The organism is Hymenobacter sp. ISL-91 (assembly GCF_018613725.1).
GTDB lineage: Bacteria > Bacteroidota > Bacteroidia > Cytophagales > Hymenobacteraceae > Hymenobacter.
This window is the reverse complement of the sequence record NZ_JAGGPS010000038.1, coordinates 119,307-131,936: the sequence shown is the minus strand read 5'-3', so window position 1 is coordinate 131,936 and position 12,630 is coordinate 119,307. Positions and strand designations below refer to the sequence as shown.

The 12,630-nt window shown below is 61.3% G+C and carries 9 protein-coding genes; 5 read left to right on the top strand and 4 right to left on the bottom strand.

All coding sequences use genetic code 11. The features are described 5' to 3' along the window. Positions 1-32: 32 nt before the first annotated feature. Together J7E24_RS15140 and J7E24_RS15135 are read right to left on the bottom strand one after the other, a co-directional pair. Positions 33-410, bottom strand: coding sequence for a cupredoxin domain-containing protein (locus J7E24_RS15140; protein WP_215138963.1), 378 nt, complete (start codon positions 408-410; stop codon positions 33-35). A gap of 8 nt (positions 411-418) precedes the next feature. Next, positions 419-2,749 (bottom strand): heavy metal translocating P-type ATPase, encoded by a 2,331-nt coding sequence (locus J7E24_RS15135; RefSeq protein WP_215138962.1) that lies wholly within the window; start codon positions 2,747-2,749, stop codon positions 419-421. 287 nt (positions 2,750-3,036) lie between these two features. Here J7E24_RS15135 and J7E24_RS15130 point away from each other — a divergent pair, with 287 nt between their 5' ends. Together J7E24_RS15130 and J7E24_RS15125 are read left to right on the top strand one after the other, a co-directional pair. Then, positions 3,037-3,243, top strand: coding sequence for a heavy-metal-associated domain-containing protein (locus tag J7E24_RS15130; protein ID WP_215138961.1), 207 nt, complete (start codon positions 3,037-3,039; stop codon positions 3,241-3,243). A gap of 142 nt (positions 3,244-3,385) precedes the next feature. Further along, positions 3,386-5,485 carry a heavy metal translocating P-type ATPase gene (locus tag J7E24_RS15125; protein WP_215138960.1) on the top strand — a complete coding sequence of 700 codons (2,100 nt, stop codon included), beginning with the start codon at positions 3,386-3,388 and terminating at the stop codon, positions 5,483-5,485. 56 nt (positions 5,486-5,541) lie between these two features. Here J7E24_RS15125 and J7E24_RS15120 read toward each other — a convergent pair whose 3' ends face one another. After that, the gene (locus J7E24_RS15120; protein WP_215138959.1) at positions 5,542-6,825 is read right to left on the bottom strand and encodes a hemolysin family protein; all 1,284 of its coding nucleotides are present in this window, start codon (positions 6,823-6,825) and stop codon (positions 5,542-5,544) included. A 589-nt stretch (positions 6,826-7,414) separates the two neighbouring features. Here J7E24_RS15120 and J7E24_RS15115 point away from each other — a divergent pair. From J7E24_RS15115 to J7E24_RS15105, 3 genes are all read left to right on the top strand, one after another. Beyond that, on the top strand, positions 7,415-7,846 hold the full coding sequence (locus tag J7E24_RS15115; RefSeq protein WP_215138958.1) for a hypothetical protein: 432 nt from the start codon (positions 7,415-7,417) through the stop codon (positions 7,844-7,846). A gap of 104 nt (positions 7,847-7,950) precedes the next feature. Then, positions 7,951-9,654: a DUF5723 family protein gene (locus J7E24_RS15110; RefSeq protein ID WP_215138957.1), complete on the top strand. Its 1,704-nt coding sequence runs from the start codon at positions 7,951-7,953 to the stop codon at positions 9,652-9,654. A 362-nt stretch (positions 9,655-10,016) separates the two neighbouring features. After that, positions 10,017-10,697: a response regulator transcription factor gene (locus J7E24_RS15105; RefSeq protein ID WP_215138956.1), complete on the top strand. Its 681-nt coding sequence runs from the start codon at positions 10,017-10,019 to the stop codon at positions 10,695-10,697. Here J7E24_RS15105 and J7E24_RS15100 read toward each other — a convergent pair. Further along, positions 10,694-12,628, bottom strand: coding sequence for a KUP/HAK/KT family potassium transporter (locus tag J7E24_RS15100; protein ID WP_215138955.1), 1,935 nt, complete (start codon positions 12,626-12,628; stop codon positions 10,694-10,696). The genes J7E24_RS15105 and J7E24_RS15100 overlap by 4 nt on opposite strands. Between the last annotated feature and the right edge of the window lie 2 nt (positions 12,629-12,630).

The following is a 12,630-nucleotide window of genomic DNA, read 5'->3' as shown; positions in this document are numbered from 1 at the left end:
AAGCGGCAGATACCCGGCAACGGGCCGCCGCGCTACCGCACTAGCAGGCTGCCGCGCAGCATCCCCATGCCGCAGGTAAATGGGTAGGTGCCCGGCTTATCGGGCCGCAACTCCACGGTGGTGGTCTGGAAAGCCGGTAGTTCGCGCCGGATGCCAAAGTCGGGCAGCAACAGCTCCTCCGAGCAGCCGGCCGTTTCGTTGCGGTAGAAGTGGAGCTGCACCGGCTGACCCAGGGCCACCTCAATCACATCGGGCGAGTAGCCGCCCTGCACCTGAATAGCCACCTGCTGCACCCCGCCGCCATCCGCTACGGCCGTAGCCACCCGGTGCGGGGCCGCAAAGAAAAACCACCCCACAAAGCCAATCAGGCCCGTACCGAGCAGCGTAACAATGATTTGAGAAGCATCCATTTTTACTTTTATTTTTCAATTGAAAAACCCCGCAGCCGCAGCGAATTGGTGAGCACCGACACCGAGCTTAAGGCCATGGCGGCGGCGGCCAGCATGGGCGAGAGCAGCCAGCCCGTGAAGGGGTAGAGCAGGCCCGCCGCAATGGGGATGCCCAGCGCGTTGTAGATGAAGGCAAAAAACAGGTTCTGGCGGATGGTGCGCACCGTTTGGCGCGAGAGGGCAATGGCGGTGGCCACACCCTGCAAGTCGGAGCGCATAAGCGTGATGCCCGCCGCTTCCATGGCCACGTCGGTGCCGGCGCCCATGGCCAGGCCCAGGTCGGCGCGGGCCAGGGCGGGCGCGTCGTTTATACCGTCGCCCACCATGGCTACGGTGCGGCCCTCGGCCTGCAGCTGCTGCACTTTGCCGGCCTTGTCGGCGGGCAGCACTTCGGCGTAAAAGCGACTGATGCCTACTTGGGCGGCCACTTTTTCGGCCGTCTGGTGGTTGTCGCCGGTCATCATCACCACTTCCAGGCCCTGGCTTTGTAGTTGGCGAATGGCAGTTTCTGAAGTGTCGCGCACGGTATCGGCCACGCCCACCAACGCTACAGCCCGGCCGGCCACGGCGGCATACAGCACGGTGCGGGCCTGGGCCAACAGCCCATCGGCGGCCAGCTCCAGCTCGGAGCCGAGCATAATGTTGTGCTCATCGAGCAGGCGGCGGTTGCCGATGAGCACGGTTTGCTCGGCCACCGTGGCCCCGGCCCCCCGGCCCTCGTGGGCCACAAAATCGGTGGCCTCGACCGGGGCTGTCCGGACCTGCTGCTGCTGCAGGTCGGCATAGCGCACCACGGCGGCGGCCAGCGGGTGCTCGCTGCGGCGCTCTACCGCCGCCAGCAGCGGCAGCAGGGCGGCCGGCGCGGTGCCCGGCGCGGTGATGAACTCGGTGACGGCCGGCTCGCCTTTGGTAATGGTACCGGTTTTATCGAGCAGCACGGTATCCACCTGGTACGCCTTTTCGAGAGCTTCGGCGTTGCGGATGAGCACCCCGTGGCGGGCGCCCAGGCCGGTACCCACCATAATGGCCGTGGGCGTGGCCAAACCCAGCGCGCAGGGGCAGGCAATGATGAGCACGGCCACAAAATTGACCAGCGCCAGCGGCAGCCGCTGCCCGGCCGGGGCCAGCGCAAACCACACGACAAACGTGGCAATGGCCAGCATAATCACTATCGGCACGAATACGGCACTGATTTTATCGGCCAGTCGCTGAATGGGGGCGCGACTGCCCTGGGCATCTTCCACCAGCTTCACAATCTGGGCCAGTACCGTGTTGGTGCCCACCTGGCTCACGCGGAAGCGGAAGGAGCCGGTTTTGTTGATGGTGGCCCCAAACACTTGGTCGCCCACCGATTTCTCCACCGGCAGGCTCTCGCCCGTAAGCATCGATTCGTCGAGGGCCGAGCGGCCTTCCAGGATGAGGCCGTCGGTGGCCACTTTCTCGCCGGGGCGCACCAGCACCTCGTCGCCGTGGCGCACCTGCTCCAGCGGCACATCCACTTCCTGCCCGCCGCGCAGCACCCGGGCCGTTTTGGCCTGCAGGCCGATAAGGGCCTTGATGGCGGCCGAGGTTTTGGCTTTGGCCCGGCTTTCGAGCACTTTGCCCAGCAGAATCAGGGCAATGATGGTGGCCGTGGTGTCGTAGTACACATCGGGTGCGAGGCCCTGGCGCTGGAAAAAACCGGGTGCCACGGTGGCGGCCAAGCTGTACAGGAAAGCCGCGCCGGTGCCCACGGCAATCAGCGTATCCATGCTGGCCGTGCGGTGGCGCAGCCCGTTCCAGGCCGATACGTAGAACTCGCGGCCGCTGTACAGCAGCACGGGCAGCGTGAGCAGCAGCAGTCCGTAGTTGAGCACCGGCATCGAAATACGGGCCATCAGCGCGGGCCAGAGCATCAGCATACTCAGCGGCATGATGATAACGGCCAGCACTACCGCCACCTGAAAGCGGCGCTTGAGGTCGAGGTAGGTGCGGGCTTTGCGCTCAGCCAGTTCCTCATCGGCCGCCAACACGTTGGGGGCGGCCGGGGCCTGGGGCTCGAATACCTGGTAGCCGGCCTGCTCCACGGCCGCCTTCAGCCCGGCGTGGTCTATCTGGCCAGGGGTGTACTCGACGGTGGCTTTCTCGGCGGCCAGGTTTACGGTGGCCCGTAGCACGCCGGGCGTGCGGCTCAGGGCCCGCTCCACAAAGTTGGAGCACGAGGCGCAGGTCATGCCCTCGATGTGGAGGGTTTCGGTGCGGGGAGGCGCGCCGGGCGAGGTGCTGGCCGGGGCAGCGGAAGTGGCAGCAGGAGTAGACAAGGCAGTTTGGATAAGGCAGATAAGACAAGGAAAGCCCGCAGCAGGGGCTTTCCTATTAAACCCCGAAACCGGCCCGAAGGATGCCCGAAAGATGTACACGATTCCCTTTCCAGGCCTACAATATTCGGCGGCCGGGGCAGTGGCGCGGCGGGTGTCGGGTGCGGCCCAGCCCCGGGTTTTGCTGGTTTTCCGGGGAATCCTGTACCACTGCTCGTTGTTTAGGGCCGTATTCTTGTAGTAGATACCATCGGTTGGTTTGGCCAACTTCACTTTTACCTGTTTCAATTATGTCCACGCTTCGTTTCAATACCACCATTAACTGCGCCAATTGCGTGCGCGCCATCACGCCCACGCTCAACGGCGAGCCGGCCATCAGCAGCTGGCAGGTTGATACCGATACCCCCAACAAAGTGCTCACCGTCAACGGCGACCTGTCTGCCGAGCAGGTGGTAGCCCTGGTGCAGGAGGCCGGTTTCGAGGCCCGCCCCGCGTAGGGCCGCGAAGCCCGGCCCAGCCGGGCTACCGTTATAGGTGCCCCCGGGGTTGCCCTGCATGGCAGGATAACCCTGGGGGCACCTGTTCGTTCTGATACCTGCTGCCCGGTGATTTGCCGGTTTCCCTTTAGCCCCGTTTCCGATGCCCGACCCGTATTCCGATAACACCGATGAAGAGCTCAACACCGCCAAGCAGGTAGACCTGGCCAACGTTGGGGCTCTCAACCGCGAGCAACTCACGCCCGAAGCCGCCACCGCCCCCCAAGGCCAGGACCACCCGCCCACCGATAACGCCGACCACCACAACGAATCGGTCGATGAGAACGCCGGCCACTCGCACGATGGCCTCGACAATGGGCACGGACACGACCATGGTCCGGCCAGCGAGTGGCCCTACCTGTGGCCAGCCATTAGCCTGGCGCTGCTGCTGGGCGGCCTGGCGCTGGACTACTTCGATGTGCCGTTTTTTGTGGGGCTGGTGCGGCCGCTGTGGTACGGAGTAGCGTTTTTACTGGTGGGCTGGAAGGTGTTGCGGGCGGCGGCCGTCAGCCTGCCCACGGGTAATGTGTTCAACGAATTTCTGCTGATGAGCCTGGCTACGCTCGGCGCATTTGCCATTGGCGAATACCCCGAGGGCGTGGCCGTAATGCTGTTTTACACCGTGGGCGAGCTGTTTCAGGATGCGGCCGTGAACCGGGCCAAGCGCAGCATCCGGGCCCTGCTCGAAATTCAGGCCACGGAAGTAACCGTGCTCCGCGACGGGCAGAGCCTGGTTATCGACCCGAAGGAGGTGCAGCTGGAGGACCTGATGGAAGTGCGACCCGGCGAAAAAGTGGCTCTCGATGGCACGCTGGAAGGCGTATTGGCCTCCTTCAACACGGCTGCCCTCACCGGCGAATCGGCCCCCCAGACCAAGCAGCCCGGCGAAACCGTGCTGGCCGGCATGATAAACCTCGATACGCTGGCCCGCGTGCGCGTGACGGCTGCCTTTGCCGATACCAAGCTCAGCCGCATACTGGCCATGGTGCAGGACGCGGTAGGGCGCAAGGCCAAAACCCAGCAGTTTATCACCCGTTTCGCCAAAATCTACACGCCCATTGTGGTGCTGCTGGCCGTGTTGCTGGTGCTGGTGCCAATGGTGGTGGTCGATGACTATGTGTTCCGCGACTGGCTGTACCGGGCGCTGGTGTTTCTGGTTATTTCCTGCCCCTGCGCGCTGGTTATCAGCATTCCGCTGGGCTACTTCGGCGGCATCGGGGCAGCTTCCCGAAACGGCATCCTGTTCAAGGGCTCCAACTTCCTGGATGTGCTGCGCGAGATTGACACCGTGGTAATGGACAAAACCGGCACGCTCACCGAAGGCGTGTTTGCGGTGCGCGAAGTGGTAACGGCCCCCGGCACCGAGGCGGCCGAGCTGCTGCGGCTGGCCGGCGCGCTCGAAACCAAATCAACCCACCCCATTGCCAAGGCCGTGGTGCAGCACGCGGCCCCCACGGCCGCCGACACGGCGGCGGTGGAAAGCGTAGAGGAAATTGCCGGCCACGGCCTGCGCGGGCAGGTGGCCGGCCGCACCGTGCTGGCCGGCAACACCAAGCTGCTGCGCAAGTTTGGTGTAAGCTACCCGGCCGAGGTAGATGCCGTAGTTGATAGCATCGTGGTGGTAGCCCTCGACGGGCAGTATGCCGGCTACCTCACCGTGGCCGACGCGCCCAAGCCCGACGCCGCCCGCGCCGTGCAGGAGCTGCGCGCCGACGGCATTACCAAGCTCGTCATGCTTTCGGGCGACAAGGACAGCATTGTGCAGCGCGTGGCCACCGAGCTGGGCATTACCGAAGCCCACGGCGGCCTGCTGCCCGAAGACAAGGCCCGCTACGTGCAGCAGTACCTGGATGCGGGCCGCAAGCTGGCCTTCGTGGGCGACGGCGTGAACGATGCCCCCGTGGTGGCCCTGGCCGACGTGGGCATTGCCATGGGCGGCCTGGGCTCCGACGCTACCATTGAAACGGCCGATGTAGTTATCCAGACCGACCACCCCAGCAAGATTGCCACCGCCCGCCGCATTGCGCGCGCCACCCACACCGTCGTCTGGCAGAACATTTGGCTGGCCTTTGTGGTGAAAGGCGTGGTATTGGCGCTGGGCGCGGGCGGCCTGGCCACGATGTGGGAAGCGGTGTTTGCCGATGTGGGCGTGGCCCTGCTGGCCATTCTGAACGCGGTGCGGATTCAGCGCATGAAGTTCTGAGTAGCTGACGCCCGGCTTGGCTGCTGGCCCGGCGGCGCAGATTGGTGCGGCGGCCGCTAATCGGGTTTCGGCTTGAACAGGATTTTGTCGATGTGGCTGCGGTCTACATCCACGATTTCGAAGTAGTGACCCTCCCAGGTAAAATGCTCGCCGGCACGCGGCAGCGAGTTGAGAATATGCAGCGCAAAGCCGCCGACACTATGAAAGCCCGTCAGGCCGCGCCGCGCCGCCACCGGAATATGGAAACGCTCGACAAACTCGGCGAAAGGCAGCTGTGCATCAATGAGAAACGAGCCGTCGGTGCGCTCCACAATGGCGGGGTTGCCTTCCGCATCGGGCGAAACGTCGCCTACCAGTGCGTCGAGGATATCATCAATCGTTACCATGCCCACCACGCCGCCAAACTCATCTACCACAATGGCCTGGTGCACGCGCCGCAGCCGGAACATTTCCAGGGCATGGTAGGCTTTGCTCGAAGCGGGCATAAACAGCGGCTCGCGCTGCAGCTCGTGCAGGCGTAGCAGCTGCGTATCCAGCGGTATTTCGCTTACCAGGTCTTTCAGGTACACCATGCCCCGTACTTCGTCCAGGCTGCCCTGGCAAAGTGGGTAGGCCGAGCGTTTGCGGGCAAGCACCGTCTGGCGGGTTGTGTCGAGGTCGGCTTCCAGGTCCAGCCACTCTATGTCCTGGCGGCTGGTCATGAGCGAGCCCAGGCGCCGGTCGCCCAGGCTGAAGACGTTCTTCACAATGTCGTGCTCAATTTCCTGAATCGTTCCTCCCGTCGCTCCTTCCCGGATCATGGCCTTGATTTCCTCCTCCGTTACCGGGCTTTCCTGAGTGTTGATGCCCAGAACCCGGATGAGAAAGTCGCTGGAAACGGTTAGCAGCCAGATAAAGGGGGAAGTAAGCCGGGAAAGCAGCGCCATGGGCGCGGCCATAAACTTGATGATGGCCTCGGGGTTGGTCAGGCCGATCCGCTTGGGTAGCAGCTCCCCAATCACCACCGAGAGGTAGGTGATGAAGATAACCATCAGGACCACCGCCATATTGTGGGCAAAGGGGGCCAGCACGGGCACGCGGGCAATAACTGCCTCAAGCTGGGTGGTAAGCCCCGCGCCGCTGAACACGCCCGTCAGGATGCTGATAAGCGTAATGCCGATCTGGACGGTAGAGAGAAAGCGGGTGGGCTGCTGAGACAGTGCCAGGGCCGCCTGGGCCGGGCGGCTGCCCTGCTTGGCCTGTGCTTCCAGCTTGGCCTTACGCGAGGAAATAAGCGCAATTTCCGACATGGAAAACACGCCGTTGAGCAATACCAGTAGTAGAATAATAAGTAATTCCATGAGCTAAAGGTAGATAATAAGCCTGTTTAAAGCTCGTGAACTGGGTTGCAGCCGCGGCCGGAAATCGGGCCGCTAACAACTTCGCGGCCCGCAAAAGGCAGGCGGCTGGGCCGCAGCTACCAGGCGCATTGCGCCTAGCCCCCTTAGGGCGTGTGGACTGCCAGGGAGCTGGCGACAGACGCGTTAAGGCGTCCGTTACATCAGCCGATATGCCGGTGTTGCGCTGGTTTAGAAGCGGCTGCTTAGAACCTGCTGGAGGGCTACACCGAAGTGGAAATAATACGTTGCCAGTAGTTGAAAATACCTGTTTCCAGGTATTGCAGGGTTGTGCACAAAAGATAAAATTTGGAGCAAATAATGGGACTTATTCAGCATGCTGATTTCGGATGCTCCGCATTCAAGCCACGGTAGCAGCAGTATTTTCCCAGTTCTATTCCTTGCAACAACGCTTTCCGTGCTGAAACAAAAACGGCCCACCTGCCACCCCCGATACAGCCCCTGAATCGGTCTGCTACCGCTTGGATGCAGCTACGCCAACGCTACTAACACGCCCGCCGCAACTGACTCTACCGCCACTTCTCTCTTGCGTATGAACCCCATGCTACTACTCTGCCTGGCGGCTGTTGCCTTGCTTGGGGCCTGCACGAAGGAGGACGCCCCGCAGGAAGATGACCACAGCCTGCTGATAGGCAAGGACTGGCTGCGTAGCGGTGGCACGATACCCCGTAACGGCACCACGCAGCAGGAGGCGAAGCTGAGCTCCTGTGAGCAGGACGATTTTCTGCGTTTTGAGGAGGCCGACCGGCTGTTGTATGATGAAGGCCTTTCGCGCTGCAAGCCGGCTGTGTCCCAAGTTTTGGAAGGAACCTGGCGGCTGCAACAAAAGGACCGGCTGCTGATCCTCGACATTGATAACGACCTGCGGGGCAAGCACCAGATAACGGAGCTCACCGAGACCAACCTTTCTTTCCGCTACAGCCGTGCGGGTAAGCAATACATCCTGACGTATACCAGACGCTGACACCAGCCGGCTGGCCGACACCCCTGCGCCTGCTAACGGCTGCCGGCCTTCTGCCGGCCTGAAGCCGGAGTACCAGCACCTCTCTCACTTTTACCTCTTTTTGCATGAAAGCACGCTACCTGTGCAGCTTACTACTTACGGCTACGGCGGGTCAGGCAATGGCCCAGCAGTTGTACAATCCTGGCCGGGGCAATTTTTCCGGCCTTACCGGAACGGCCTGGAACCCGGCTACTGTGGCCGACAACCGCTACCGGTTTCAGGTGCAGCTCGTGGCCCTCGATGTGCATGGCACCAACAATGCCTACCGCTACTCCGGGCCCGGCAGTGTGCTGTCACCTGGTTCCATCGACCTGACGAGTGCCAACCTGCAGGCCAACGCAAACAGCGGCCAGCCGAAGCTATTTAGCGTGGGTATAGCCGTGCGCGGACCGGGCCTGCTGCTCAGCCTGGGGCCAAAGCAGGGTATTGCCCTGAGTACCCGGGTGAGAACGGCGCTGCAGGGCAACAACATCGGCGGTGATTTCCTGCAGGCGGCCGTGGATGAATTCGAGCTGCCCAACCGACTCAAAGACAACTCCTTCAACCTGAACCTGAACGGATTTGCCGAGTGGGATGCTACGTATGGTCGGGTGCTGCTTGAGGAGGGCAACCACTTTTTGAAGGCAGGCGCCACGGTTAAGCTGCTGCGCGGCATTGCCTCTGCCCACCTGCAGGCCAAAAACGCCGACATTGAGGTAGTACCCGAAGCGGCCCAGGTCGGTGATACCATCGTCCGGCTTAATTCTTACACGGGTTCATTTGCGTATTCCAACCCCAATGCTTTCACTGGCATCGATGTGCAAACAGCTGCCAAGTGGCTCACCTCGGGCGGCTCTCCGGGTTCGGGCTGGGGTGCCGACCTGGGCGTGGTGTACGAATACCGCCCCGATGGCGGGCCGGCGGGTGGCCTGGGCATGCCAGGCAGCGGGGACCGGGGGCGCAATAAGTACAAGTACCGGGTTTCGGTTGCCCTAACCGATATCGGCTCGATTCTGTACCGCGAGCAGGCCGTGTCCTTCCCCAACATCAACCTGCGCAACGTAGGCGTGAGCGAGTCGGACCTGAGCGGCCTCGATGCAGACAACATAGATACTAAAATCAACGAGATTCTGCGCACGAAGACCCTTACCCGCGAGGACCGGTTCCGGGCGGGGTTACCCACGGCGCTAAACGTAGATGTTGACTATAAATTGAAGGGCGTATTCTACGCAAACATGGCCGTCAGCCACGGGTTGCGTACCCGCTTTGCCCCCGGCATGCGGCACTTTTCCTACGCGGCCCTCACGCCTCGCATGGAAACCCGCTGGCTGGAACTGGCCACGCCCATCTCGTTGAGCAACAACTATCAGACGCTGACTTACGGAGCCATGGTGCGCCTGGGCCCGCTGGTGGTAGGCTCGAACAACATCGGTGCCCTGTTTGAAGCCGGTGAGCCCTATGGGGGCAGTGTATACGCCGAGCTTTCGCTACTGGCCTGGGCCCACTCAAAGCGCAAAAATAAAGCGGCGAAGGCCAAGAAAACGGCGCCGCCCGTTGCCGTGCCAATGTCCGAGCCGACGCCTACGCCCGAGCCTGTATCAACCCCCGAACCGACGCCCACACCCGAACCGACGCCCACACCCGAACCGACGCCCACACCCACACCCGAGCCGACACCCGAACCGACGCCTACGCCCGAGCCCACGCCCACACCCGAACCTACGCCCACGCCCGAGCCCACACCAACACCCGAGCCTGCGCCGCCTTCTACGCCCACGAAGATTGAGTAGGGTTGGATGGTAGGTGGCCCAAACGCAGGCTGCGGCTTACCTGCCAGGCTCACCTCCTTCAGTTCCTCAGCACTACGCTGAATCCGGCCATCCGGGCCACTATCGTCTTCTCACTGGCGCAGTTAGCATTGGCATGAACGCTTCATGGAAAGACGCGCGGGAGAGGAAACACCTGGCAATTCATCGAAAGAAGAAGCTGTTTACCAAGTCAGCAATGACTACAAAGACGTCATTGCTGACTTGGTAAACAGCTTCGAAAAAAGGCGGATATCCGTAGTACAAAAGGCAGATTGATTTGATCTGGAGAGTTATATATTGCAGCAGCTGTTTTCTGCCGTTCTGCTCACTCTCCACTCACGCCAATGCGCATGCCCACCGATGAAGAAGCCCTCATTGCAGATAAAATAGCTGAAATAGCTGCTACCGCCGACCAATACCCTGCCGTTGTAATCATCCACCATGTGCCTACGCAAACGGTCCGCTATCTGTCGGAATGGGGCCTGCAACTACTGGGGGCCACGCTGGAGGAGCTTACGGCGCTGGGGCCTAGGTTCTCGCCTACCTATTTCAATGCAGTCGAATCGGATGAATACATGACCCGGGTATTCGAGCTGATGTATGAAACCGAAAAGCCCGAGGTCCATACCTTTTACCAGGAAGTACGCACGACTGAGCGCCCCGGCTGGAGCTACTACCTGACGTCTATGCGCCGCCTGCTGGCAGACGGCCAGGGCAATCCGCTCCTGGTCATGGGGCTAGCCATTCCGCTGCACCCCGACAACCACTTTGCTGCCAAAGTCCATCGTCTGCTGGAGGAGAATCAGTTCCTGCGCCAGCATACGGCCTTGTTTGCTGCGCTTTCCAAGCGCGAGCGGTGTGTGCTGCGGCTGTTGGTATTGGGTAAAAGCGCCCCCGAAATAGCGGAGGAACTCTGTATTTCGGAGCATACGGCCTCTACCCACCGGCGCAACATACGCCACAAGCTGCATGCCGATACAACGTTTGAGCTAAGCCAATACGCCCGGGCATTCGACCTGATTTAGAAAATCCGCTGCAACTCCATCTCGCGCACGGGCGCAATCACCAGCGGCACCTTTTCCACTTTCACCGAGCTGGTATCGAGGCCGAAGTACTTGGCTTCGGAGGCAATGAACTGCTTGATGTAGAAGTACGACTGCATTACCAGCTTTTCGGTAGTCGGGAAGTCGTTTTCAACCGACAAGTACTTCTCCATCACTACGAAGCGGAAGTCGCCGGTTACGTGCTGCTTGCTGAGCGACTCGTAGCGCGAGGTGATGTCGACCTCCTTGTTGCGGACCAGCTCCTCGATTACCTTACGGAAGTAGAGGTTGATTTTCTGCTCGACGCGGAAGCCCAGCCGGAACGTAATGCGGAATGCGTCGTCGGGGGCCAGCTCGGTTACCTTGTACTCCATGGTATACGGCTGGTCGGTAGTGTCCACGTGCACGAACCAGTAGATGTCGGCTCGTTTGGGGCGCTTCTGGAAGATGGAATAGATGATTTTGGCCTCGATTTCCGAGGCCCGCTCGGCCGAGGTGAGAAATACGAGGTGCGTGGCATACTTCGACACCGACTCGTCGGCGCTCAGCTCCTTGAGGGCCTCAAGGTAAGGGTCAATCTTAACGAACTCGGTGAGGCGGCGCTTGATGTAGTAGGCCCGCAGCCACACGTACATCACGCTCACTAGCAGCCCGCCAATCAGCAACGACACCCAGCCACCGTGCGGAAACTTGATGAGGTTGGCCACCAGAAAAGAGCCCTCAATGGTGCCGTACACCACCACAAACAGCCCAATAACGGCCAGCGGCACCTTTTTGGAGTGCAGCCAGACGCTTAGCAGAACGGTGGTCATGAGCATGGTGAGCGTGATGGCCAGCCCGTAGGCGGCCTCCATGTGCTCGGAGCGGCGGAAATACAGCACCACCCCAATGCAGCCCAGCAGCAGCAGCCGGTTCATGCTGGGTACAAACAGCTGGCCCTTCACGTTGGTGGGGTAGTTGAGCTTTACCTTGGGCCACATATTGAGGCGGATGGCTTCGGCTACGAGCGTAAACGAGCCCGTAATGAGGGCCTGCGAGGCAATAACGGCGGCCAGCGTGGCAATACAGATTCCGATGAGCAGAAACCACTCGGGCATCAGCTCATAAAACGGGTTGCGGCCGTTCAGCTGCTGGCCCTGCTGCGACATCAGCCAGCCTCCCTGGCCCAGGTAGTTGAGCACCAGACACGACTTAACGAATATCCAGCTGATGCGAATGTTGCCCTTGCCGCAGTGGCCCAGGTCGGAGTAGAGCGCCTCGGCCCCGGTAGTGCACAGAAACACGGCACCCAGCAGCCAGAAGCCACCGGGGTAGTTGATCAGCAGGTTGTAGGCATAGTAGGGGTTGAAGGCCTTCATGATTTCGGGGTGGTGCAGTATCCCGCTCACGCCCAAAATGCCCAGCATGGCAAACCACACGAACATAATGGGCCCAAAGGCCTTGCCCACAATCTGGGTACCGAAGCTCTGGAGCAGAAACAGCGCCGCAATGATGCCGATAACGATGGGCACCGTTGGGATGCCCGGATAGAGCGTTTCCAGCCCTTCGATGGCCGACGACACCGAAATAGGTGGCGTAATGATACCATCGGCCAGCAGAGCCGCACCGCCGATAATGGCGACGGCCGATAGCCAGGCCCCGCGCCGCCGCACCAGGGCATAAAGCGAGAAAATACCGCCCTCGCCGTTGTTATCGGCATTGAGGGTGAGCAGCACGTACTTAACGGTGGTCTGCAGCGTGAGCGTCCAGATAACGCAGGAGATGCCGCCGTACACGAGCAGTGGGTCAATCTGACCCGATACGATGGCCTTCATCACGTAGAGCGGCGAAGTCCCGATGTCGCCGTAGATAATACCCAGGGCAATAAGCAAACCGGCCGTCGAAACGGCGGAGTGCTGGTGTTTGGCATCCATAT

Excerpts from the sequence above, each read along its gene's own strand:
- J7E24_RS15140 (WP_215138963.1), bottom strand. The coding sequence starts at position 410 with ATGGATGCTTCTCAAATCATTGTTACGCTGCTCGGTACGGGCCTGATT.
- J7E24_RS15130 (WP_215138961.1), top strand. The coding sequence starts at position 3,037 with ATGTCCACGCTTCGTTTCAATACCACCATTAACTGCGCCAATTGCGTG.
- J7E24_RS15125 (WP_215138960.1), top strand. The coding sequence starts at position 3,386 with ATGCCCGACCCGTATTCCGATAACACCGATGAAGAGCTCAACACCGCC.
- J7E24_RS15120 (WP_215138959.1), bottom strand. The coding sequence starts at position 6,825 with ATGGAATTACTTATTATTCTACTACTGGTATTGCTCAACGGCGTGTTT.
- J7E24_RS15115 (WP_215138958.1), top strand. The coding sequence starts at position 7,415 with ATGAACCCCATGCTACTACTCTGCCTGGCGGCTGTTGCCTTGCTTGGG.
- J7E24_RS15110 (WP_215138957.1), top strand. The coding sequence starts at position 7,951 with ATGAAAGCACGCTACCTGTGCAGCTTACTACTTACGGCTACGGCGGGT.
- J7E24_RS15105 (WP_215138956.1), top strand. The coding sequence starts at position 10,017 with ATGCGCATGCCCACCGATGAAGAAGCCCTCATTGCAGATAAAATAGCT.
- J7E24_RS15100 (WP_215138955.1), bottom strand. The coding sequence starts at position 12,628 with ATGGATGCCAAACACCAGCACTCCGCCGTTTCGACGGCCGGTTTGCTT.